The organism is Pseudomonas delhiensis (assembly GCF_900187975.1).
Classification (GTDB): Bacteria; Pseudomonadota; Gammaproteobacteria; order Pseudomonadales; family Pseudomonadaceae; genus Pseudomonas; species Pseudomonas delhiensis.
Genome location: NZ_FZPC01000021.1, coordinates 128450 through 151673 on the forward strand (window position 1 = coordinate 128450; position 23224 = coordinate 151673).

Annotated in this window: 21 protein-coding genes; 10 read left to right on the forward strand and 11 right to left on the reverse strand. The window is 68.6% G+C overall.

The annotated features are described in order from the left end of the window. Positions 1–90: 90 nt before the first annotated feature. From purC to dapA, 4 genes are read right to left on the reverse strand one after another with little or no spacing between them, the layout of a single operon-like run. On the reverse strand, positions 91–801 hold the full coding sequence (gene purC, locus CHC02_RS19675) for a phosphoribosylaminoimidazolesuccinocarboxamide synthase (RefSeq protein ID WP_009620599.1): 711 nt from the start codon (positions 799–801) through the stop codon (positions 91–93). Between the two features lie 31 nt (positions 802–832). Continuing rightward, positions 833–1591 carry an MBL fold metallo-hydrolase gene (locus CHC02_RS19680; RefSeq protein ID WP_089393118.1) on the reverse strand — a complete coding sequence of 253 codons (759 nt, stop codon included), beginning with the start codon at positions 1589–1591 and terminating at the stop codon, positions 833–835. After that, positions 1530–2726: an outer membrane protein assembly factor BamC gene (bamC, locus tag CHC02_RS19685; RefSeq protein ID WP_089393119.1), complete on the reverse strand. Its 1197-nt coding sequence runs from the start codon at positions 2724–2726 to the stop codon at positions 1530–1532. Before bamC ends, CHC02_RS19680 begins: the two co-directional genes overlap by 62 nt. Before the next feature lie 12 nt (positions 2727–2738). Next, entirely contained in the window at positions 2739–3617 is an 879-nt protein-coding gene (dapA, locus tag CHC02_RS19690; protein ID WP_089393120.1) for a 4-hydroxy-tetrahydrodipicolinate synthase, read from the reverse strand. 171 nt (positions 3618–3788) lie between these two features. Here dapA and CHC02_RS19695 point away from each other — a divergent pair, with 171 nt between their 5' ends. Then, positions 3789–4346 (forward strand): glycine cleavage system transcriptional repressor, encoded by a 558-nt coding sequence (locus CHC02_RS19695; RefSeq protein ID WP_058072912.1) that lies wholly within the window; start codon positions 3789–3791, stop codon positions 4344–4346. A gap of 27 nt (positions 4347–4373) precedes the next feature. Further along, complete coding sequence (locus CHC02_RS19700) at positions 4374–4847, forward strand: peroxiredoxin (RefSeq protein ID WP_089393121.1); 474 nt, start codon at positions 4374–4376, stop codon at positions 4845–4847. A gap of 264 nt (positions 4848–5111) precedes the next feature. On the opposite strand, the gene CHC02_RS19705 is transcribed toward CHC02_RS19700, so the two are convergent. Both CHC02_RS19705 and CHC02_RS19710 read right to left on the reverse strand, forming a co-directional pair. Then, a complete protein-coding gene (locus CHC02_RS19705) occupies positions 5112–6191 on the reverse strand; it encodes an AI-2E family transporter (protein ID WP_089393122.1) in 1080 nt (359 codons plus the stop codon). 50 nt (positions 6192–6241) lie between these two features. Continuing rightward, complete coding sequence (locus CHC02_RS19710; RefSeq protein WP_089393123.1) at positions 6242–6493, reverse strand: sulfurtransferase TusA family protein; 252 nt, start codon at positions 6491–6493, stop codon at positions 6242–6244. Positions 6494–6696: 203 nt separating this feature from the next. Here CHC02_RS19710 and CHC02_RS19715 point away from each other — a divergent pair, with 203 nt between their 5' ends. Continuing rightward, the gene (locus CHC02_RS19715) at positions 6697–8133 is read left to right on the forward strand and encodes a M48 family metalloprotease (protein WP_089393124.1); all 1437 of its coding nucleotides are present in this window, start codon (positions 6697–6699) and stop codon (positions 8131–8133) included. 326 nt (positions 8134–8459) lie between these two features. Here CHC02_RS19715 and nadA read toward each other — a convergent pair whose 3' ends face one another. Further along, positions 8460–9518 carry a quinolinate synthase NadA gene (gene nadA / locus CHC02_RS19720; RefSeq protein ID WP_089393125.1) on the reverse strand — a complete coding sequence of 353 codons (1059 nt, stop codon included), beginning with the start codon at positions 9516–9518 and terminating at the stop codon, positions 8460–8462. A gap of 216 nt (positions 9519–9734) precedes the next feature. Between nadA and CHC02_RS19725 the strand changes: the two genes are divergently transcribed. From CHC02_RS19725 to CHC02_RS19735, 3 genes are all read left to right on the forward strand, one after another. Further along, a complete protein-coding gene (locus tag CHC02_RS19725; protein WP_089393126.1) occupies positions 9735–10889 on the forward strand; it encodes an aromatic ring-hydroxylating oxygenase subunit alpha in 1155 nt (384 codons plus the stop codon). 11 nt (positions 10890–10900) lie between these two features. Next, positions 10901–12562 (forward strand): choline dehydrogenase, encoded by a 1662-nt coding sequence (locus tag CHC02_RS19730; RefSeq protein ID WP_089393127.1) that lies wholly within the window; start codon positions 10901–10903, stop codon positions 12560–12562. Positions 12563–12674: 112 nt separating this feature from the next. Continuing rightward, positions 12675–13703 carry a GlxA family transcriptional regulator gene (locus tag CHC02_RS19735; RefSeq protein ID WP_089393128.1) on the forward strand — a complete coding sequence of 343 codons (1029 nt, stop codon included), beginning with the start codon at positions 12675–12677 and terminating at the stop codon, positions 13701–13703. Here CHC02_RS19735 and CHC02_RS19740 read toward each other — a convergent pair. Next, complete coding sequence (locus CHC02_RS19740; RefSeq protein WP_089393129.1) at positions 13691–14440, reverse strand: class II aldolase and adducin N-terminal domain-containing protein; 750 nt, start codon at positions 14438–14440, stop codon at positions 13691–13693. The two genes, CHC02_RS19735 and CHC02_RS19740, sit on opposite strands and share 13 nt — an antisense overlap. A gap of 375 nt (positions 14441–14815) precedes the next feature. On the opposite strand from CHC02_RS19740, the gene CHC02_RS19745 reads away from it, so the two are divergent. Genes CHC02_RS19745 through CHC02_RS19755 form a run of 3 tightly spaced genes read left to right on the forward strand, consistent with a single transcriptional unit; the run spans position 14816 to position 16770 of the window. Then, entirely contained in the window at positions 14816–15619 is an 804-nt protein-coding gene (locus CHC02_RS19745) for an energy transducer TonB (RefSeq protein WP_089393130.1), read from the forward strand. Positions 15620–15650: 31 nt separating this feature from the next. After that, on the forward strand, positions 15651–16367 hold the full coding sequence (locus CHC02_RS19750) for a MotA/TolQ/ExbB proton channel family protein (RefSeq protein WP_089393131.1): 717 nt from the start codon (positions 15651–15653) through the stop codon (positions 16365–16367). Between the two features lies 1 nt (position 16368). Then, positions 16369–16770, forward strand: a complete 402-nt coding sequence (locus CHC02_RS19755) for an ExbD/TolR family protein (RefSeq protein WP_089393132.1) — start codon at positions 16369–16371, stop codon at positions 16768–16770. A 334-nt stretch (positions 16771–17104) separates the two neighbouring features. Here CHC02_RS19755 and CHC02_RS19760 read toward each other — a convergent pair whose 3' ends face one another. The 3 genes from CHC02_RS19760 to CHC02_RS19770 all read right to left on the reverse strand — a co-directional run bounded on the left by CHC02_RS19760 (position 17105) and on the right by CHC02_RS19770 (position 21258). Continuing rightward, positions 17105–18715, reverse strand: coding sequence for an arylsulfatase (locus CHC02_RS19760; RefSeq protein WP_089393133.1), 1611 nt, complete (start codon positions 18713–18715; stop codon positions 17105–17107). 114 nt (positions 18716–18829) lie between these two features. After that, the gene (locus CHC02_RS19765) at positions 18830–19657 is read right to left on the reverse strand and encodes an ABC transporter ATP-binding protein (RefSeq protein WP_089393134.1); all 828 of its coding nucleotides are present in this window, start codon (positions 19655–19657) and stop codon (positions 18830–18832) included. Continuing rightward, positions 19654–21258, reverse strand: a complete 1605-nt coding sequence (locus CHC02_RS19770) for an ABC transporter permease (protein WP_089393135.1) — start codon at positions 21256–21258, stop codon at positions 19654–19656. Before CHC02_RS19770 ends, CHC02_RS19765 begins: the two co-directional genes overlap by 4 nt. A gap of 241 nt (positions 21259–21499) precedes the next feature. Here CHC02_RS19770 and CHC02_RS19775 point away from each other — a divergent pair, with 241 nt between their 5' ends. Continuing rightward, positions 21500–22561 (forward strand): ABC transporter substrate-binding protein, encoded by a 1062-nt coding sequence (locus CHC02_RS19775; RefSeq protein ID WP_089393136.1) that lies wholly within the window; start codon positions 21500–21502, stop codon positions 22559–22561. The last annotated feature ends 663 nt before the right edge of the window (positions 22562–23224 follow it).

Consider the following 23224-nt stretch of genomic DNA (forward strand, 5'->3'; position numbering starts at 1 on the left):
GCGCGCATCATACCAGCTTGATTGGCGAACGCGAAGCCTTCTTTCGAGAAATTTTCGCGTGCTATCAGATGCTTGCGCGCCTGGAACGGGTCAGAGCGGTACGCCCAGGCGCTGCGCCACTTCCTCGTAGGCCTCGATCACGCCGCCCAGGCCCTGGCGGAAGCGGTCCTTGTCCATCTTCTTGCGGGTTTCCTTGTCCCACAGGCGGCAGCCGTCGGGGCTGAATTCGTCGCCCAGGACGATCTGGCCGTGGAACACGCCGAATTCCAGCTTGAAGTCCACCAGCAGCAGGCCGGCGTCGTCGAACAGCTTGCTCAGCACTTCGTTGACCTTGAAGGAGTAGGCTTTCATCTGCGCCAACTGCTCCAGGGTTGCCCAGCCGAAGGCCTGGACGTGGGATTCGTTGATGAAAGGGTCGCCCAGGGCGTCGTTCTTCAGGAACAGCTCGAAGGTCGGCGGGTTGAGCTGCAGGCCCTCTTCCACGCCCAGGCGGCGCACCAGGCTGCCGGCGGCGTAGTTGCGCACCACGCACTCGACCGGGATCATCGCCAGTTTCTTCACCAGCACTTCGTTGTCGGCCAGCAGCTTGTCGAACTGGGTCGGGATGCCCGCCGCTTCCAGCTTCTGCATGATGAAGGCGTTGAACTTGTTGTTCACCATGCCCTTGCGGTCCAGCTGCTCGATGCGCTTGCCGTCGAACGCCGAGGTGTCGTTGCGGAACAGCAGGACGAGGCGGTCGGGGTCGTCGGTGGTGTAAACCGATTTGGCCTTGCCGCGATAGAGTTCTTCGCGTTTTTCCATGATGGGCTCCGCTTGCTAGGTTGGAAGGGGGTCAGGCGATCTCGCGCCAGTCCAGCCCCGAATGCTGATCGGCTACCTGCAGCCAGTCCGGGTCGCACCCGAGGGTGTCGACGAAACATTGCCGGGCCAGCTGCGGCGTGTTGTTCTTTTCGCTGAGGTGGGCCAGCACCAGGTGCTGCAGCCCTTCCCAGCCCAATTCCGCGACGAACTGCGCGGATTGCTGGTTGTTCAGGTGTCCCCACTGGCCGCCCACACGGACCTTCAGCGGGTAGGGATAGGGGCCGCGCGCCAGCATGTCGCTGTCGTGGTTGGCCTCCACCACCAGGGCATCCAGGCCACGATAGCACTCCAGCACCTCGGCGGTGACGCTGCCCAGGTCGGTGAGCTGGCCGAAACGCCGCCGGCCATCGGAAATCACGTATTGCAACGGCTCGCGGGCATCGTGGGCCACGCCCACCGCGGTCACTTCCAGGCCCTTGAGCTGCAGGCGCTGGCCGGCCTTGAGCAGGCCCGCCGGCTGCAGCGGCTTGCGCAGCCCGCGCAGGGTGCCGTCGCTGAGGTACACCGGCGTACCGTAATGCCGAGCCAGCAGTTCGACGCCGTGGACATGATCGGAATGCTCGTGGGTCACCAGGATGGCGTCCAGCTCGCCGGGTTGTACACCCAGGCGAGCCAGTCGTTTCAGGGTTTCACGCAGCGGAAAGCCGCAATCGATCAGTACCCGGGTGTCAGAACTGGTCACCAAGGCCGAATTGCCCCGGCTTCCGCTCCCCAGGACCGCGAAACGCATTGCGCATGCTCTCTTGAAGTTTTTCCAGGACGCTCTGCGCGACGTCGGCCGGCGCGGAGGTGTTGATGTCCTTGTCGAGGGTGACCTGCACCGTGTTGCTCACGGTGGTCAGGCGTACCTGGTAGCGCTGCGCCTTGGCGTCTTCCTCGGCCTTGGCCTTCTCTTCGCTGGCGCCGAACAGGCGGCTGAAGAAGCCGGGCTTCTTCGCTTCCTCGAGCTTCTTCGCGCCCTCGGCGACGTTCACGTAGTAAACGCCCAGGCTGCGGTTGAGGTCGTCGACGCGGATGTCGGCGCGTTCCAGGGCGCGGCCGACGCTGACCCAGGCGCGGTCGAAGTCGGAGTCGAGGGTCAGCATCGGGTTGCCGTTGCCGTCCTTCTCCAGGTTCACGCTGCCGGGGGTGTCGTAGGTGGAATGCGCGGCCAGCAGCGACACCGAACCGCCCTTCTCGGCGCTGGTGGACATGTTGGCGAGCATTTCGTCGAGCAGTGCGGCGTCCAGCGCCGGCACCGCCGGCTTGCTCGGCCAGTCGGCGCTGGCGCTGCTGCCGGCCGGACGGGTTTCGCTGAGGACGTAGACTTCGCTGGTGTTGGTCTGCACGCCCGGCTCGATGCGCACGCGCACGCGTGCCTCGCTGCTCGGGTCGACGCCGGCGACGCGGCTGCCCAGGCGGCGGGCCAGGGGCGCGGAGAGCTGCGTCAGCGGCTGCCAGTTGGTGGAGAACTCGCCGGTCTGCGGGCGCTCGTCGGCGAAGGAGAAGCCGTTGTCCTGGAAGAACTGGTGGGCCACCGGCCAGACTTCCGCCGGCGGGCGCTGGGCGATCAGCCAGCGCGAGTCGCCGCTCTTCTGCAGGCTGTAGTCGCTGGAGCTGGCGGCGTTGGCCAGGGGCACCGGGCGCGGCACCTCGAACTCGCCGGCCTTCTCGTGGCTGTCGGCGATGTTCATCGGGATCGGCAGCAGCGGGTCGAGCTGCTTGCTCTGCAGCCCTTCGGGCACCTTCATCGGCCCGGTCTGCCGGGAATCCAGGTAGTCGGTGCCACGGTCACGGAAATAGCCATCCTTGCCCCACAGCCAGCCGCAGCCGGAAGTGTTGCCGATGACCAGGGCGAGCGCGGTCAGTCCTGCCAGTCGCTTCATGCGCGATGCTCCTCAGGCCAGCACGCCGGTCTGGCGCATGGCCTGACGCAGCGGCTCGTGGCAACGGGGGCTGAGCCAGGTCAGGGGCAGGCGGATGCCCTCGGGGATCAGGCCCATCTCGTGCAGGGCCCATTTCACCGGAATGGGGTTGGATTCGATGAACAGCGCCTTGTGCAGCGGCATCAGGCGGTCGTTGATGGCGCGCGCGGCGGCGGCGTCACCGCGCATGGCGGCGGCGCACAGCTCGCTCATGGCGCGCGGGGCGACGTTGGCGGTCACCGAGATGTTGCCCTTGCCGCCCATCAGCATCAGCTCGACGGCGGTGGCGTCGTCGCCGGAGTAGACCAGGAAGTCCTTGCCGACGCGGTCCAGCACTTCCTTGCCGCGCTGCAGGTCGCCGGTGGCTTCCTTGATGCCGATGATGTTCGGCACCTTGGACAGGCGCTCGACGGTCTCCGGCAGCATGTCGCAGGCGGTGCGGCCGGGCACGTTGTAGAGGATCTGCGGGATGGCCACGGCTTCGGCGATGTGGCGGAAGTGCTGGTACAGGCCTTCCTGGGTCGGCTTGTTGTAGTACGGGGTGACCAGCAGGCAGGCATCGGCGCCGCCGCTCTTGGCCGCCTCGGTCAGCTCGACCGCCTCGCGGGTGGAGTTGGCGCCGGTACCGGCGATCACCGGGATGCGGCCCTTGACCTGGTCGACCACGCGGCGGATGACCTCGAGGTGCTCGGCCACGTCGAGGGTCGCCGACTCACCGGTGGTGCCGACGGCGACTATGGCGTTGGTGCCTTCCTGCAGGTGGAAGTCCACCAGCTTGGCAAGGCTGTCCCAGTCCAGTCGACCCTGAGCATCGAAGGGGGTGACCAGCGCCACCATACTGCCCGCAATCATGCAACCGCTCCTGCCGGAAAAAGAAAGCCGTAATGGTACTGGTGCCACCTGCCTTGCACAAGCTGAGCACGGCGTGCGGCGCACGCCGGACATTCCCCTGGCGGCCGCTTTTCGCTACCCTTTCCCCTTTGTCGACGCGGCCCTCTTGGCCGCCCATCCCAGGAAAGCTGCATGTCCGCCTCACACCCCCGTGAACAATTCCTGCTGATCAGTGCCCTGGGGCCCAACCCCATGGAGCTGACCAGCGTGCTCTGCCGCACCTGCGTGGACAACCGCTGCTCGGTCGTCAGCAGCCGCCTGACCCGCCATGGCGAGTTCAGCGCGCTGGTGCTCCAGGTATCCGGCAGCTGGGACGCCCTGGCCCGCCTCGAGGGCGGCCTGCCGGCACTGGCCAAGCGCCACGCCTTCACCCTCAGCGTCACCCGCAGCAACGCCCACGTCACCCGCGCCCAGGCCCTGCCCTACGTGGCGTACGTCAGCGCGGTGTACCGCCCGGACATCCTCAACGAGCTGTGCCAGTTCTTCATCGACCACAACATCGAGCTGGAGAACCTGACCTGCGACACCTACCAGGCGCCGCACACCAACACCAGCATGCTCAACGCCACCATCACCGTGACGCTGCCGGCCGGCACCCAGATCAGTTGGCTGCGCGACCAGTTCCTCGATTTCGCCGACGCCCTGAACCTGGACGCGCTGATCGAGCCCTGGCGCCCGCAGCACCCGTAAGGCCCCATTGTTTCCAAGGAGAGCCCCATGGCTGTCGAACTCGACAAACCCGTCGCCGATTTCCAGGCCCCGGCCACCAGCGGCCAGCAGGTGCAGCTCTCGGCCCTGAAGGGCCGGCAGGTGGTGCTGTACTTCTACCCCAAGGACAGCACCCCGGGCTGCACCACCGAAGGCCAGGGCTTCCGCGACAAGATCGAGGCCTTCGCCAAGGCCAACACGGTGATCTTCGGCGTGTCCCGCGACGGCCTGAAGTCCCATGAGAACTTCAAGGCCAAGCAGTGCTTCCCCTTCGAGCTGATCAGCGACAAGGACGAGGCGCTGTGCCAGCTGTTCGACGTGATCAAGCTGAAGAAGCTCTACGGCAAGGAATACCTGGGCGTGGACCGCAGCACCTTCCTGATCGACGCCAAGGGCGTGCTGCGCCGCGAGTGGCGCGGGGTCAAGGTGCCCGGCCACGTCGACGAGGTGCTCGGCGCCGCGCAGGAACTGGCCAAGGCCTGATCCCGCCGCCCATGAAAAAGGCCGCTTTCGAGCGTAATGCTGTTCACTTAAGAAAAACGCCGCGACTCCCATGGGAGTCGCGGCGTTTTTCTTGGTCTGTTTTCTAGCTTCTGTGGGTCGATTCTGGTGTCGAGCCCTCTCGGAGTGGCTGAAAAACATACAAACAACCCGCTGCCAGATGACTGGCAGCGGGTTTCTGGAGTAGCCCGCCAAGCGTTAAACGCTTAAGTGAACAGCATTACGCTTTCGAGCGGCCTTTTTCGTTCACATCATCGGGCTGACCTGGGGCTGCGGCTCCGCCTGCCGCGGCCAGGCGTCGAGCACCGCCTTGACCAGGGTGGCCAGGGGGATGGCGAAGAACACCCCCCAGAAGCCCCACAGGCCGCCGAACAGCAGCACCGCGCAGATGATCGCCACCGGGTGCAGGTTCACCGCCTCGGAGAACAGCAGCGGCACCAGCACGTTGCCGTCCAGCGCCTGGATCACCGCGTGGGCGGCCATCAGGTAGATGAACTGGTCGCTCCAGCCCCACTGGAACAGGGCGATCAGCGCCACCGGCACGCTCACCACCACCGCGCCTATGTAGGGCACCACCACCGACAGGCCGACCAGCAGGGCCAGCAGCGCCGCGTAGTTCAGGCCCAGGGCGACGAAGGCCACGTAGGTGACGCCGCCGGTGATGATGATCTCGATCACCTTGCCACGGATGTAGTTGGCGATCTGCTTGTCCATCTCCGCCCACACCTGCTTCATCAGCCCGCGCTCGCGCGGCAGGTAGCTGCGGAACCAGTTGTAGAAGCGCCGGCGGTCCTTGAGGAAGAAGAACACCAGGATCGGCACCAGCACCAGGTAGATCATCACGTTGACCACCACCGGCAGGCCCGACAGGGAAAAGGTCAGCGCCCACTGGCCGAGCTGGCCCAGCTCGCTGCGCGCGGTCTCGATCAGGCGCAGCACCTGTTCCTCGGTGACCATCGCCGGGTAGCGCTCGGGCAGCATCAGCAGCACCGACTGCCATTCGCCGAACATCCGCGGCAGCTCGTTGAACAGGGTGAACAGCTGCTTCCAGACCAGCGGCACCAGCACCAGCAGGAACAGCGCGAGCATGCCCAGGAACAGCGCGTAGACCAGCCACAGGGCGAACAGCCGCGGCACCCGCAGGCGTTCCAGGTGGCCCTGCAGGCCCTTGATCAGGAAGGCGATGACCATGGCCGCGAGCACCGGCGCGAGCATGCTGCCGAAGGCCAGGATGACGGTGAAGCCAAGGGCCAGGATGACCGCCAGCACCACTGCTTCCTCGTCGGAAAAGTAGCGCTGCATCCAGCCTTGCAGAACTTTGAGCATCGGGGTTCCTGCGATCGATGAGGGCGCCGTCCCGGGCGCCCCGGGGCGGGCTATTTCTTGCGCAACCAGTAGCGGTACAGGCCGTCTTCGACCTCTTCGCGCAGCAACTGGTGCCCGGCCAACTGGGCGAAGGCGCGGAAATCGCGCTGCGAGCCGGCGTCGGTGGCCGTCACCTTGAGCACCTGGCCACTGGCCAGGCGGTTGAGTTCCAGCTTGGCCTTGAGCAGGGGCAAGGGACAATTGAGACCGCTGGCGTCCAGTTCCGCGTCACAAGAGATTTCAGCGGACGAGACAGAAGGCATGGCGAACACTCCGCAGTGGGCGCTCAAGAATACCGAATCCGTTGGAAAACTGCCCGGCCCGCGGCGTTAAGCAAACCTTCATGCGCGCGGGCTACAACGAACCATCCGGCCCGCGCCCGGCCGCGCGGCCAGCGCCCGCCAACCTAGGCAGTGGCGACGGCCTGCGGCTAAAGTAGAGGCTTTCCCGGATCGAGCCCTTGTACATGAAAGTACTGCGCCCCGCCCTGCTGTCGCTTGCCTGCCTGCTGGCCATGCCCACCCTGGCCGACGACCTGCCCGCCCTGGGCGACGCCAGCTCGTCCATCGTCTCGCCGGAGCAGGAGTTCCAGCTCGGCCGTGCCTGGCTGAGCATGCTGCGCAACCAGGTCGACTCGATCAATGACACCCAGCTCAAGGACTTCGTCGAAAGCAGCGTCTACCGCCTGGCGGAAACCAGCGACCTGCAGGACCACCGCCTGGCCTTCATCCTGATCAGGGACCCGCAGATCAACGCCTTCGCCGCCCCCGGCGGCGTCATCGGCGTCAACGGCGGCCTGTTCCTCTACGCCCAGACCGAAGGCGAGTACGCCGCGGTGCTGGCCCACGAACTCGGCCACCTGATCCAGCGCCACTTCGCCCGTGGCCTGGAAGCGCAGAAGCAGATGCAGTTGCCGGTGATGGCGGCGATGCTCGCCGGCATCGTGGCCGCCGCGGCGGGCGCCGGGGACGCCGGCATCGCCGCCATCGCCTCGACCCAGGCGGCGGCGATCCAGAACCAACTGCGCTTCTCCCGGCAGAACGAACAGGAAGCCGACCGCGTCGGGGTGACCAACATGGTCCGCGCCGGCTACGACCCGCGCTCCATGCCGACCATGTTCGAGCGCCTGGCGCGGCAGTACCGCTACGACGCCCGGCCGCCGGAATTCCTCCTCACCCACCCGGTGACCGACTCGCGTATCGCCGACACCCGCAACCGCGCCGAGCAGTACCCGCAAGGCGGCAGGGAAGACTCGCTGCGCTACCAGCAGATGCGCGCCCGCGTGCAGCTGCTCTTCGAGGAAACCCCGGGCATCGCCGGCAAGCGCTTCCGCGCCATGCTCGACGACAACCCCAAGCTCGACGCCGCGCGCTACGGCCTGGCGCTGTCGCAGATCCGCGTCGGCCAGCTCAACGATGCCCGCGCCACCCTCCAGCAACTGCTGGCCAAGGCGCCCAACGACGTGCCCTACAACCTGGCCCAGGTCGACCTGGACATCACCGCCAACAAGCTCGGCGACGCCCTCGCCCGGGTGCAGCGCCTGCTCGGCCAGTACCCCGGCAACTACCCGCTGATCCAGGCCCAGGCCGACATCCTGCTCAAGCAGAACAAGGCCGCCGACGCCGAGAAGATCCTGCTCAAGCTGAGCCAGGACCGCCCGCTGGACCCGGACGTCTGGAGCCGCCTGGCCGACGCCCGCACCATCGACGGCAACGCCATCGGCGTGCACCAGGCCCGCGCCGAGTACCTGGCGCTGACCGGCGACTACCCCTCGGCCATCGAGCAGCTGGACTTCGCCAAGCGCCGCGCCGGCGGCAACTTCACCCTGGCGGCCAAGCTGGACGCGCGCCAGCAGGCGTTCCGCGAGCAGGAGAAGATCCTCAAGGAAATGATGCGCGGCTAACCGGCCTGGCGGCCGGGTCGCGGTCGTAGGGGCGATTGCGGGCTCTTCGTAGGAGCGAGCTTGCTCGCGAACAGGCTCCGCTGCGGGGCTTATTCGCGAGCAAGCTCGCTCCTACGAGAAGCAATGCCCGCCGGCAGGGTAGGAGACCTTGTCCGCGATAGCCGGACGTCCCGGCGCGATTCGCGGATGAGATCCGCACCTACGCAACCCCACCCGCGCCATTCCCCTGTAGGAGCGGGCCCTGCCCGCGATTCGCGCGCAGGGCGCGCTCCTACAGTAAAAGAAAAGCCCGGCATCGCCGGGCTTTTTCATGTCCGCTGGAAGGCTCAGGCGTTGCCCGCCACCTTCAGCCTGGCGGCCTGGGTGAACTCCAGCATGCGCTTGAGCGGGCGGATGGCCCGCGGGATCAGCGCCGGGTCGACGAAGATCTCGCCGCTGCCTTCCTTCAGGCAGGCCAGGGTGCGTTCCAGGGTGTTCATGGCCATCCACGGGCAGTGCGCGCAGCTGCGGCAGGCCGCGCCGTTGCCGGCGGTGGGGGCCTCGATGAATTCCTTGTCCGGGCACAGCTGCTGCATCTTGTAGAAGATGCCGCGGTCGGTGGCGACGATGAAGCGCTTGTTCGGCAGGGTCTGCGCGGCCTTGATCAACTGGCTGGTGGAGCCCACCGCGTCGGCCAGCTCGACCACCGCCTCGGGCGACTCGGGGTGGACCAGGATGGCCGCGTCCGGGTACAGCGCCTTGAGGTCTTCCAGCTGCTTGGCCTTGAACTCCTCGTGGACGATGCAGGCGCCGTCCCAGAGCAGCATGTCGGCGCCGGTCTCGCGCTGGATGTAGCGCCCCAGGTGCTGGTCGGGGGCCCAGAGGATGGGCTCGCCGTTGTCCATCAGGTGCTCGACGATCTCCACCGCGCAGCTGGAGGTCACCACCCAGTCGGCGCGCGCCTTCACCGCCGCCGAGGTGTTGGCGTAGACCACCACGGTGCGCTCCGGGTGCTGGTCGCAGAAGGCCGAGAACTCCTCCACCGGGCAGCCCAGGTCCAGCGAGCAGGTGGCGTCCAGGGTCGGCATCAGCACGCGCTTCTCGGGGTTGAGGATCTTCGCCGTCTCGCCCATGAAGCGCACCCCGGCCACCACCACGGTCTGCGCCGGGTGCTGGTTGCCGAAGCGGGCCATCTCCAGGGAGTCGGAGACGCAACCGCCGGTCTCCTCGGCCAGGGCCTGGATCACCGGGTCGCAATAGTAGTGCGCCACCAGCACGGCGTTCTGCGCCTTCAGCTCGGCGGCGATGGCCGCGCGGTACTCGGCCTCTTCCTGCGCGCTCAGCACACGGGGCTGCTTGGCGGCGAGGTGGGCCTGGACCAGGAGGCGTTCGGATATCTGCGTCATGTCTTCACTGCACCTGCGGGGGTACGACCAGCTGTGGGGCGATTTTACATCGCCGCGAAAGCGAGCGCGCGATCTTGCGGGGAAAGCCGCCGGGAGGCAAGCGCCGGCCGGCCGCGGGAACTTGTCGCATTCCATCAAGAGCCCGCGGTTGGGCTCCCCTAGATTGCTCCTCAACGAGCCCCCATCCCGAGGGGCGGTGCCTGGAGGAAACCAGACATGCAATCCGTCGAGCAGATCAAGCACAGCACCTGCGTCGAAGGCTGGGCCGAGCAGCGCCCGGAGGAAGCCTTCACCCTCCCCTCGCGCTATTTCTTCGATCCGGCCATCTTCGCCGCCGAGCGCGACCGCATCTTCATGAGCGCCTGGCACCTGGCCGGGCACCGCAACGAATTCGCCGAGCCCGGGCAGTTCGTGGTCTGCGACATCTTCGACCAGAGCGTGGTGGTGGCCTGCGGCAACGACGGCAAGGTCAACGCCTTCCACAACGTCTGCCAGCACCGCGGCAACCGCCTGCTGGACGTGCGCCGCGGCGCCGACACCCGGGTGCTGCGCTGCGCCTACCACTCCTGGTGCTACGAGATGGACGGCAGCCTGCGCAGCGCGCCGCGCAGCGAGCGGCTGGTCGCCTTCGACAAGCAGCGGTTCAACATCCCGAAACTGCGCGTCGAGGAACTCGGCGGCTTCGTCTACTTCAACTTCGACGCGCAGGCGCCGTCGATGGCCGAGCTGTTCCCCGGCGCCGACCGGGAAATGCGCGAGGTCTTCCCGGACCTTGGCAGGATGCGCCTGATCGAGGAGCAGGACGTGATAGTCCCGGCCAACTGGAAAGTCATCATGGACAACTCCATCGAGGGCTACCACTTCAAGCTCTCCGGGCCCTGCCACATAGATCTGGCCAAACTCATCGACTTCAAGGGCTACCGCTTGACCAAACGCGACAACTGGTGGACCTACATCGCCCCGGCCAACCTCGCCGCCGAGGAGGCCTACGGAGTGAAGCTGACGGGTGCGCGCAACCCCGACGAACGCTTCTTCAACATCGGCCTGTGGCCGAACAACACCTTCTACACCTTCCCGTTCTCCGAGTTCCTCGGCACCTTCATCATGATCCCGCTGGACGCCGAGCGCTCGCTGCTGCGCTTCGGCTACTACAGCCCCCACGAGGAAGCGCCGGCGGTGTCCCGCGCCTGCATGAAGTGGATGAACGAGGAACTGGGCCCGGAAGACATCGAACTCAACGTCAGCGTGCAGAAGGGCCTGCATTCGCTGGGCTACGACCAGGGCCGCTACATGATCGACGCCGAGCGCAGCAACGAGAGCGAGCACCTGGTGCACCACTTCCACAAGCTGGTGTTCGACGGCATCCGCTGAGGAGACAGGCCATGCTCGCCAAGGAGTACGACTACGTCATCGTCGGCGCCGGCTCGGCCGGCTGCGTGCTGGCGCGGCGCCTGGGCGCGGACCCGGCGCTGCGCATCCTGGTCCTGGAGGCCGGCCCGGCGGACCGCAGCTGGACCATCGACATGCCCTCGGCGGTGGGCATAGTGGTCGGCGGCACCCGCTACAACTGGCGCTATGCCAGCGAGCCGGAGCCCTGGCTCGACGGCCGGCGCATCGGCACCCCGCGCGGGCGCACCCTGGGCGGCTCCTCGTCGATCAACGGCATGGTCTACATCCGCGGCCATGCCCGCGACTACGACGGCTGGGCCGCGCGCGGCTGCGAAGGCTGGAGCTACCGCGAGGTGCTGCCCTACTTCCGCCGCGCGCAGAGCCACCGCGACGGCGCCGATGCCTACCGTGGCGGCGACGGGCCGCTGCACGTCACCCCCGGCGACGTCTCGCCGCCGCTGTGCCGGGCCTTCCTCGAAGCCGGCCAGGAAGCCGGCTACGGCTACAGCGCCGACCTCAACGGCGAGCGCCAGGAAGCCTTCGGCCCGGTGGACCGCACCACCCGCGACGGCAGGCGCTGGAGCACCGCGCGCGGCTACCTGGCCGAAGCCCTGGCCGGCGGCAACGTGACGGTGGCGACCTCGGCGCTGAGCCGGCGCATCCTCTTCGACGGCGATGCGGCCTGCGGCGTGGAGTTCGAGATGGACGGCCAGCTGCGGCAGGTCCGCGCGCGCCGCGAGGTGCTGCTGAGCGCCGGGGCGATCAACTCGCCGCAGCTGCTGATGCTCTCCGGCGTCGGCCCGGCCGAGGAGCTGCAGCGCCTGGGCATCCGCCCGCTGCACGACCTGCCCGGCGTCGGCCAGCGCCTCAACGACCACCCGGACACCGTGGTGCAGCACCGCTGCAAGCGCCCGGTGAGCATCTACCCCTGGACCCGCGCGCCGGGCAAATGGCTGGTGGGCGCGCGCTGGTTCGCCCGCCACGACGGCCTGGCGGCGAGCAACCACTTCGAGGCCGGCGCCTTCATCCGCTCGCGGGCCGGCGTCGAGCACCCCGACCTGCAACTGACCTTCATGCCCCTGGCGGTACAGCCGGGCAGCGTCGACCTGGTGCCCGGCCACGCCTTCCAGGTGCACATCGACCTGATGCGCCCCACCAGCCTGGGCAGCGTCGCGCTCGCCAGCGCCGACCCGCGCCAGGCGCCGCGCATCCTCTTCAACTACCTGAAGACCGAGCGCGACCGCGAGGACATGCGCGCCGGCGCCCGCCTGGTGCGCGAGGTGCTGGCGCAGCCGGCGATGCGCGCCTTCGCCGGCGAGGAACTGGTGCCCGGCGCCGACCAGCTCAGCGATGCCCAGCTCGACGCCTGGGCCCGCCGCGTCACGGAAACCGGCTACCACGCCAGCGGCACCTGCAAGATGGGCCCGGCCGGCGACGCCGAGGCGGTGGTCGACCCACAGCTGCGGGTGCACGGCCTGCGCGGCTTGCGGGTGGTGGACGCGTCGATCATGCCGGAGATCGTCAGCGGCAACACCAACGCGCCGACGGTGATGATCGCCGAGAAGGCCAGCGACCTGATCCTCGGCCGCACGCCCCTGCCGCCCAGCGACGCGCCGGTGTGGCTGCACCCGCGCTGGCGAGACTGCCAGCGCTGACGCGGCCCTTGCCAAACCCGGCCCGCTGCCTTTGCATAGAGGCCGCGGGCCTTTCCCCTCCACGAGGCGCCGGCCGAAGCAGCCGCCGCCCAGCACAGTGCCGGATGCAGCCATGATCACCACAGACCGCGCCAACCAGCCCCAGCGCATCGGCATCCTGCTGATGCCGTGCTTCTCCAGCTTCGGCCTGGCGGCGCTGATCGAACCGCTGTCCATCGCCAACTGGCTGGCCCAGCGCAAGCTGTTCGACTGGACGCTGCTGTCGCTCGACGGCAAGCCGGTGCCGGCCAGCAACGGCCTGCTCGCCGCCGCCCAGCAGGGCATCGGCGAGCCGGGCGAGTTCGACGTCTGCGCGGTGATCGCCAGCTTCGACGTGCACCGCCACGCCCGCGACGCCGCGCTCAAGGCCTGGCTCAAGCGCCAGGCGGCGTTCGGCGCGGTGCTGATGGGCGTCGAGACCGGCAGCGAGCTGCTGGCCGCCGCCGGCGTGCTCGACGGCCACCCCGCCGCGGTGCACTGGGACAACCTGCAGGGCTTCCAGGAAAGCTACCCGCGCGTGCAGGCCCGCGCGCAGCTATACAGCGTCGGCCGCAAGCGCCTGACCTGCGCCGGCGCCACCGCGGTGCTGGACATGATGCTGGGCTGGCTGGAGGGCGCGGCCGGCGCCGGCCTGGCCCGCGAGGTGGCGATGCACATGCTGGTGGAACGGGTGCGCGAGCCCCAGGTCGGCCAGGTCAGCGGCTTCCAGCACCGCCTGCACGCCCAGGCCGGGCGCCTGGGGCGGGCCATCGCGCTGATGGAGCAGCACCTGGAGGAACCGCTGAGCTGCGAGGCGCTGGCCAAGCGCGTCGGCCTGTCGCGCCGCCAGCTGGAGCGGCAGTTCATGCAGCACACCGGGCTGACGCCGCTGAAGTACTACCTGGCCCTGCGCCTGGCGCGGGCCCACAACCTGCTGCAGCAGACGCGCATGAGCGTCGCCCAGGTCGCCGCCAGCGCCGGCTTCGGCTCGCTGGAGCACTTCTCCCGCGCCTACCGCGCGCGCTTCGGCTGCGCGCCGAGCAACGACCGCTCGCAGAGCCTGGAGGCGCCGGTCATGCGCCAGCCCCTGGCGCACGACCGGCTGCCCGCTCAGTTGCGGTAGTCCGGCTCCTCCTCGTCGAGGATGCCCTGCAGCGCGGCGAAGTGGCGCTGGGCGAAGTCCGGGTAGTCCTGCCACTGCCGCGCGGTCTTGCGCGCCACCTCGTCGCTGGCGATGCGCAGCGGGCGGCCGGTGGCCAGCGCGGTGAGGTAGAGCTCGCAGGCGCGCTCGAAGTAGTACAGGTCGTCGAAGGCCTGGGCCACGCTGGGCGCCGCCACCAGCACGCCGTGGTTGCCCATCAGCAGGATCGGCTTGTCGCCCAGTTGGCGGCTCACCCGCTCGGCCTCGTCGCCCAGGCCCATGCCGTCGAAACCTTCGTCGATGGCCACGCGCTCGAAGAAGCGCATGGCATTCTGCTCGATGGGCGGCAGCCGCGAGTCCGCCAGGCAGGCCAGCGCGGTGGCGTACTTCGAATGCACGTGGAGGATGCAGCGGGCACGGGGGTGGCGCCGGTGCAGCGCGCCGTGCAGCGCCCAGGCGGTGATGTCGGGGGCGTCGGGGCGCTCCAGCGCCGATGGGTCGTCGGCGTCCAGCAGCAGCAGGTCGCGGGCGCGGATGCGCGAGAAGTGCCGGCCGTAGGGGTTGATCAGGAAGCGCCGGCCGTCCTCGGACACGGCCAGGCTGAAGTGGTTGGCGATGGTCTCGTGCAGACCCAGGCGCGCGGCCCAGCGGAAGGCGCAGGCCAGCTCGGCGCGGGCCGGGGCATGGGCCTCGGGAAAAGCGATGGCTTCGTTGTGCATGGCGGCGGCTCCTCGGGACGGGCGCACCCGGCGGGCGCGCATCCGTTGGCCCCGAGTCTAGGGAGCGGGCCGGCGTCGGCTTGACGCGATGCGACGGCCCCTGTCGCGAAGGCTCTGGAACGGGCCTCGGCGCCCTGCCCTGCGGGCATATTTTTCATGCCGCAAAGGCATGAGGGCATCCGGCGAATCCGCCAAGCCTTAGTGCCACGCCGCCTGCAGCGGTCCGCGCGAATCGCTTATTCCCTAAGGAAATTTAAATAAGGCAAACAATTACTTTAACAGCTAAGGCTCTCCCTCAATCATCCAGTCCGAACCCGGCGCCCCCACGGCGCCGCGCTTTTCCAGGTCGTCGCTAGAAACCCGAGGAGATCGTCCATGGCCAACCCCCAGCCCGCCGTCGCGCAGGACCCGCGCCTGCGCCCAGCGTCCGGTGGCGATAGGGTCGAGCTGGGCCGGCCGCCGCGCCCGCCCCTGCAGCTGGTGCGCCACGTGCCGGCGAAGCACAGCGTGCTGGGCCGCCGCGAAGCGCTGCTGCTCGGCCTGCTGGTCCTGACCCTGCATGGCTCCGTGGCCTACTGGCTGAGCCAGCAACCCACGCCCAGGCTGCCCGAGGTGCCGCCGCAGGTACCGCCCATGACCATCGAATTCAGCGCCCCCACCCCGCCGGTGGTGGAACCGCCGCCGCCCGAGCCAACGCCGCCGGTGGTGGAAGAACCGCCGCCGCCCGTGGTGGACGAGAACGCGGTGAAGCCGCCGCCGCCCAAGCCGGTGCCCAAGCCCAAGCCGAAACCGGTGGCCAAGCCCAAACCCAAGCCGGTGCAGCAGCCGCCCGCGCCGCCCAAGGCGGAAACCCCGCCGGCACCGCCCGCGCCCCCGGCTCCGCCGGCGCCGGCCCCGGTCACCCCGCCCTCGGCCCACGCCGGCTACCTGCACAACCCGGCGCCGGAATACCCGGCCCTGGCGCAGCGCCGCGGCTGGGAAGGCACGGTGCTGCTGCGCGTCCACGTGCTGGCCAGCGGCGGCCCGAGCGAAATCCAGGTGCAGACCTCCAGCGGCCGCGAGGCCCTCGACCAGGCGGCGATCAAGGCCGTGCAGCGCTGGAAGTTCGTGCCCGCCAAACGCGGCGACGTGGCCCAGGACGGCTGGGTCAGCGTGCCCATCGACTTCAAACTGAATTGATCTGCGACCCGTTCGCACAGGAGAGAACCCCATGAGTCTGCCCCTCAACCCCGTGGAATCCGTCGAAGGCGCGGTGATCTGGCTGCTGGCCGGCTTCTCCGTCCTCACCTGGAGCCTGGCCCTGGTCAAGGGCATCCAGTTCGGCCGCCAGAAATCCCAGGACCGTCGCTTCCAGAAGCAGTTCTGGGGCGCCACCAGCCTCGAATCGGCCGGCGAGCAGTCCGCCGGCCAGCCCGGCGCCGGCGCCCGGGTGGCCCAGGCCGGCTTCGCCGCCATCCAGGTGCCCGACGGCAACCAGCACGACCTGGCCCAGTCGATCAACCACCAGGACCGCCTGGAGCGCGCCCTGCGCCAGCAGATCCAGCGCGAGCGCCGCTCCCTGGAATCGGGCCTGGCGGTGCTCGCCTCGATCGGTTCCACCTCGCCCTTCATCGGCCTGTTCGGCACCGTGTGGGGCATCATGGAAGCGCTCAAGGGCATCAGCGCCGCAGGCTCGGCGAGCCTGGAGACCGTGGCCGGCCCCATCGGCTCGGCGCTGATCGCCACCGGCGTGGGCATCGCCGTCGCCGTGCCCGCGGTGCTGGTCTACAACTACTTCCTGCGCCGCCTGAAGCTCACCGCGGCCGACCTCGACGACTTCGCCCATGACTTCTACAGCCTCGCCCAGAAGAGCGCCTTCCGCGTCATCGTCCACCCCGCCGCGGCCAGGAAGCCCGGCGTCGGCAAGAACGTGAAGGAGGCGAGCTGACATGGCCTTCTCGACCCAGGACAGCGACGAGGTTCTCTCCGAGATCAACGTCACCCCGCTGGTGGACGTGATGCTGGTGCTGCTGGTGGTGTTCATCGTCACCGCGCCGCTGCTGACCAACGCCATCCCGATCAACCTGCCCAAGACCGAATCGGTGGCCCCGCCGGAACAGAAGGACCCGCTGGTGGTGAGCATCGACGGCGCCGGCAAGTGGTTCATCAACAAGGACGAGATCCAGCCCGAGCTGCTGCAGGGCAGCCTGGAGGCGGCCAAGGCCAGGGAACCGGAGCTGCGCGTGCAGCTGCAGGCCGACGAGGGCGTGAACTACGGCCAGGTGGCCAAGGCCATGGCCTCGATCGAAAAGGCCGGGATCACCAAGCTGTCGGTGATCACGGCGCGCTAAGGCGTTTCATCGCTGTTCTTCGTTGCAATACCCCATCGAAACATCCGTTCTTCCAGGTCGCTTTCTTCAACTCAGGCAGGGGAAAGCGGCCTTTTTTTATCTTCGCGAAAGAGCCTTGGGGTCGGTCATATCGACCGTAGGGCGCATAACGCCTACGGCGTTATCCGCCGTTCCCAACGACGAATCACCGCGGATATCGCCATTCCCATAGGAGTGCGCCCTGCGCGCGATTCGCGGGCAGGGCCCGCTCCTACAACTGTGCCTCCCTGGTACCGCGGACTACAAAACAAAAACCCCGGGCATCGCTGCCCGGGGCTTTTCGTCGCTCAGCGCATCACTTCACCAGGAACGGCGAAGCCCCCTCCACCACGCCGGTCTCGTTGACGTACTGTTTCCAGTGTTCGATCAACTCGGCCAGCTTGCCCGGCTGCGCCTCGGCCAGGTCGTGGACCTCGCCCGGGTCCTTGGCCAGGTCGTACAGCTGCCAACTGGCCGGGCCCACCGGCGCGGGGATGTACACCGCCTTCCAGTCGCCCTGGCGGATGGCGCGCATGCCGAACAGCTCCCAGCCGGTCACGGTCTTCTCGTCGTGGGCGCGCTCGGTCTCGCCGGACAGCCAGCCCAGCCAGGACTTGCCGCGCGGCTCGGCGACCTCGCGGCCGCGCCAGCGTTTGCCGGGGTGGCGCACGCCGGCCAGGTCGAGAAGGGTCGGGGTGATGTCCATGACCGTGGCGAACTGCTCGCTGATCACGCCCTGGCGCGACAGCTGCGGGTAGCGCACGAAGGCCGGCACGCGGATGCCGCCCTCGGTGGTGAAGGCCTTGAACAGCCGCGACGGCGCGGTGGCCGCCTGGGCCCAGCGCGGGCCGTACCAGACGTAGGAGTTGGCGCGGCCGATGTTGTCCAGGCTGTTGTCGTAGTGCTGGTCGAGGAAACCCAGCAGGTCCGGGCCGAATTTCGGGAAGGCCTCCAGCAGCGCGCCCTCGGCGCCGTTGTCGGACATGAACAGGACGAAGGTGTTGTCCAGCTCGCCCTGCTGGCGCAGGTAGTCGACCACCCTGCCGATGTTCCAGTCCATGCGCTCGACCATGGCCGCGTAGACCTCCATGGCCCGCGCCGACTTGGCCCGTTCCTCGTCGCTCAGCGCCTCCCACTCGCGGCTGATGGCGACCACCGGGTGCGCCTCGACGTCGTGCGCCACCAGGCCCAGCGCCTTGAGCCGGGCCAGGCGCTCCTGGCGCAGCGCCTCGGGGCCGGCGTCGTAGCGCCCGCGGTACTTCTCCACCACCTCCTTGGGCGCCTGCAGCGGCCAGTGTGGCGCGGAGAACGGCAGGTAGGCGAAGAACGGCCGCGCCTGGTCGCGTTGCTTGAGGTACTGCAGCAGCTTGTCGCCGAAGGCGTCGGAGGAATAGAAGCCCTCGGGCAACTGGTCGATGAACTGGTCGTCCTCGATGTAGAGCGCCGGCGTGCCCTTGAGGATGCGCGGCGTGCTTTCGTCGTAGGGCGGCTCGTAGCCGTAGTGGTTGGCGGCGCCGGGCAGCAGCGAGAAGGAGCGCTCGAAGCCGCGCGCGTGGGGCGCCTGCTCGGCCTTCAGGCCCAGGTGCCACTTGCCGGCCATCAGCGTCTGGTAGCCGGCCTCGCGCAGCAGTTCGGGCAGCGCCACCACGCGGTCGTTGAGGTAGCCCTCGTAGCCGGGCTTGCCCTCCAGCTCCGGGGTCAGCGCCTCGGCCATGGTGCCGATACCGGCGATGTGGTGGTCGGTGCCGGTGAGCAGCATCGAGCGCGTCGGCGAGCAGGTCGGCGCGGTGTGGAAGTCGGTCAGGCGCAGGCCGGCGTGGGCCAGGGCGTCGAGGTTGGGCGTGGCGATCTCGCCGCCGAAGGCGCCGATGTCGGAGAAGCCGAGATCGTCGGCGACTATCACCAGGAAGTTGGGGCGTTTGCTCATGTCGAAACTCGGTCGGTGTTTGGGAAGTTTCCTGTAGGAGCGAGCTTGCTCGCGAACCGCATGGCACTGCGTTTGTTCGCGAGCAAGCTCGCTCCTACGAAAAGAAGAGACGCCTCAGCAGGCGATGAACTCGAACGGCAGGTTCTCCACCCGCCTGGGTTGCGGCGCGACGTAGTCGCCATCGCCGGTCAGCTCGTGCAGCAGTTCCTCGCGCAGGCGCAGGAAGTCGAAGCCGCCGCGCTCGCGCGGGTGTGCCAGGGGCACCTCGACGATGCGCTTGATGCGCCCCGGGCGCGGCGCCATGACCACCACGCGGTCGGCCAGGAACAGCGCCTCCTCCACGTCGTGGGTCACCAGCAGGGTGGTGATGCGCTCGCGCTCGCGGATGCGCAGCAGTTCCTCCTGCAGTTGCTGGCGGGTCAGCGCGTCGAGGGCGCCGAAGGGTTCGTCCAGCAGCAGGATGCGCGGGCTGGCCACCAGCCCGCGGGCGATGGCCACGCGCTGGGCCATGCCGCCGGAAAGCTGGTGCGGGTAGGCGCGGTGGAAGGCCGACAGGCCCACCAGTTCCAGGTAGTCGGCGACCTTGCGCGCCTTGCCGGTCTCGCTCAGCGGCTCGTTGACCAGGCCCAGGGCGACGTTCTGCTCCACCGTCAGCCAGGGGAACAGGCGGTGCTCCTGGAACACGATGCCGCGCTCGCCGCCGATGCCGTCGATGGCCTTGTCGCCGATGCGGATCTCGCCGCGATACTCGCGGTCCAGGCCCACCAGCAGGCGCAGCAGGGTGGACTTGCCGCAGCCGCTGGCGCCGACGATGGCGATGAACTCGCCCTCGGCGATGTCCAGGTCGAAGCGCTGGATGGCCTCCAGTTGCCGGCCGTCCACCGGGAAGCTCTTGCCGACCTGGCGGAAGCTCACCAGCGGCGCGGAAGTGAAAGCGTTCATGCGTGTCTCCAGCGCGTGGCGCGCGCTTCGATGCGTTGTCCGAGGGCGCCGAGCAGGGCGCCGGTGAGGCCGACCAGGAGCATCCCGGCGCTGACCAGGTCCATGCGGAACAGCTGCTGGGCGCCGATCATCAGGCTGCCGATGCCGCCATCCGAGGGCATGAAGTACTCGGCGCCGATGGTGCCCAGCCAGGCGTAGATCAGGCCCAGGCGCAGGCCGGCGAAGATCGACGGCGCCGCCCCCGGCAGCACCAGCCGGCGCAGGCGCTGCCAGCTCGACAGGCGCAGCACCCGGGCGGCCTCGCCCAGTTGCGCCGGCAGGCTGGCGATGCCGCGCTGGGTGGCCAGCAGCAGCGGGAAGAAGCTGGCCAGGGCGACGAACACCACCTTGGCCGCCTCGCCCAGGCCGAACCAGGCGGTGAGTAGCGGCACCCAGGCGAAGATCGCCACCTGGCGCAAGGCCGAGAACGACGGGCCGAGCAGGCGCTCCGCCGGGCGCCACAGGCCCAGCGCCAGGCCCAGCAGGAAACCGGCGCCACCGCCCAGCAGCAGGCCCAGCAGCGAACGCTTCAGGCTGGCCAGCAGGGCCGCGGGCAGGCTGCCGTCGAGCAGGCCCTGCCGGGTGGCCTCAACCACCGCGGCGGGGCTGGCGAGGATCGCCGGGTCGACCCATCGGGCGACGCTCGCCGCCTGCCACAGGCCGAGCAGCGCCAGCGGCAGCAGCCAGGGCTGCAGGCGCTGCCAGCCCTGGCCGCGGGCGCCGCGGCGGAACTCGCCGGCGGCCTGCTGCGGCCAGTGCACCAGGCGCCGCTCCAGGGCCTGGATGCCCTGGTCCATGGCCGCGCCCACCAGGCCGACGACGAGGATGCAGACGAACACCACGTCGAGCATGAACAACTGGCGGCTCTGCACCATCAGGTAGCCGATGCCCTCGCTGGAGGCCAGCAGCTCCACCGCCAGCAGCGAGGTCCAGCCCTGGGCCAGGGCCAGGCGCACGCCGGTGAGGAAGGCCGGCAGCGCCGCCGGCAGCAGCAGCCGGCGCACCAGCAGCGGCGTCGGCAGGCGCAGCACGGCGGCGGCCTCGCGCAGCCTGGGCTGGGCATCGCGTACGCCGACCAGGGTGTGCAGCGCCACCGGGACTATCACCGCCTTGACCAGCACCACCAGCTTGAGCAGTTCGCCGATGCCGAAGAACAGCATGAACAGCGGAATCCAGGCGAGCGTGGGAACCTGCGCCAGGGCCAGGAAGGTCGGCAGCACGAAGCGCTCGGCGCTGCGGCTGAAACCCAGCCAGGCACCCAGCGCCGCGCCGCTGGCGATGCCGGCGAGCAGGCCCCAGAACAGCCGCTGCAGGCTGATCCACAGTTGCTGCCAGAGCTCGCCGGCGAACAGCTCGCGGGCGCTCTGCCAGACCAGCGTCGGCGCCGGCAGTATCTGCGCGGACATCCAGTGCTGGGCGGCGGCCAGCCACCAGAGGACGAACAGCGCCAGCGGCAACAGCCAGGGCAGCAGGCGCGGGGCGAGGCGCGCCAGACGCTGCGAGGCGACGGCGCTTGAGGGGCTGGGCACAGGCAAGGCGAGCGCCTTAGAAATATTCTTCATTGGAATATGAAAAAATCTATCAATGCATTTATGAGCTAAGAAGTCCCATTTAAGGGAAGCCTCCCCGGTGCGGCCAATGCATTCGACGAATATTTTTTATGCCTTGCGCGCATTCGCCCGGCAGCGCGGATGGCGGCTGACTTATCTCTTTAAATTATTAAAAAATGAATTTTTATTATTTTATTAATCGGCCGCGACCTGCCTTAGTGCCCCTCCCATTCCCCCGCAGGAGGCAGGCGCCATGAAGGCCCTCACCCACCAGTTGCTGTCGCTCTTCGCCGCCCCGGTGCTCGCCGGGCTGCTCGGCGCCTACGCCCCGTTCACCAGCGCCGCCGAGCCGCTGAAGGAAATCCGCATCGCCGTGCCCGACGTGGGCGCCGGGCAGAACCATTCCGGCGGCGGCATCGTCGACGTGCTCCATACCCGCAAGCTGCTGGAGAAGGAGTTCGCCAACGACGGCATCGAGATCAAGTGGACCTACTTCAAGGGCGCCGGCCCGGTCATCAACGAGGCCTTCGCCAACGGCCAGGTGGACTTCGCCTACCTCGGCGACCTGGCCGCCATCATCGGCAAGGCCAGCGGCCTGGACACCCGCCTGCTGGCCGCCACCGGGCGCGGCGTCAACCACTACCTGGGCGTGCAGCCGGGCTCGGGGATCAAGACCCTGGCCGACCTCAAGGGCAAGCGCGTGGGCATCTTCCGCGGCACCGCCAGCCAGTTGTCGTTCGACAACGCCCTGGCCAGCGTCGGGTTGGGCGAGAAGGACCTGAAGGTCATCAGCCTGGACTTCAACGCCGCCCTGGCGGCCCTCGCGGCCAGGCAGATCGATGCCACCTGGGGCCTGGCCGGCCTCTTCGCCCTGCGCGAGAAGGGCCTGGCGGAAATCCCCCTGAGCACCCGCGACCTCGGCGGCGCCGGCACCCTGCAGGCGGTGCTGGTGGGCAACGGCGCCTTCGTCGACGCCCACCCGGAAATCACCCAGCGCCTGCTCAAGGTGGAACTGCAGGCCCTGGCCTGGGCCGGTGCCGAAGCCAACCACGCGGCCTTCATCGACCTGGTGTCGAACCAGGCCGGCTACCCGCCGATCATCCTGCAGACCGAATACAAGGACCGCCCGCTGGCCGACGCCCTGTCGCCGCAGCTGGACGCCGGCTTCCTCGGCCAGCTCGACGCTTCGATCCAGGCCGCCAAGCAGTACGGCCTGATCCGCCGCGACTTCAAGGCCGCCGACTGGGCCAAGCCGGACTACCTGGCGGCCGCCGCCAGGCTGGCTGCGGCACAGCCGGTGGCGCAGGTGCAGTGATCCAGGTGCCGCCGGGTAGCCCGGGGCAGCCTGCGACCATGCCCGACCGTAGGGCGCATAACCGTTCGCGGTTATCCGCCGTTGGCCGTGCCGACGAGACGTCCGGCGTGGCCGGTGAATCCAATCGCGGACGGAGTCCGCTCCTACATCCGTGCTTCCTGGAACCGTAGGAGCGGACTCTGTCCGCGATTCGGCGGATAACGCCGTAGGCGTTATGCGCCCTACGGGGGAACTCGGGAGCTTCGTGATTCCGCTTCACGCCGAACAGTCCCCTCTCCCGCTTGCGGGGGAGGGTTAGGGAGGGGGAGCGGAGCCAGGGTTCGCGAGCAAGCTCGCTCCTACGAAGAGCACGCCCGCTCTTGCTCTGGTTTTTTGGATTTCCAGAGAAACCTCCGCGCGCACCGGAACGCCCCTTCAGAAGGCCGAGCGAAACCGGCGCTCAGGAGGTCATGCGACATGGATGTCGCGAGAGCCCCGATGGGCTACAGGGACGTACCCTCGGGGCGGGCCTCCGTGGCGGGGGAATTCGCGAGGGTAGCCCGGCTCCATCGGGCCCGTATGTCGGGGCATGTAGAGGACAAGCACATGGGTAACAAATGAGTTCAGTCACATGGGTGACACTCGCATCGTCAGGTATCGATCATTTCGCTCGTGTTCGTCCAG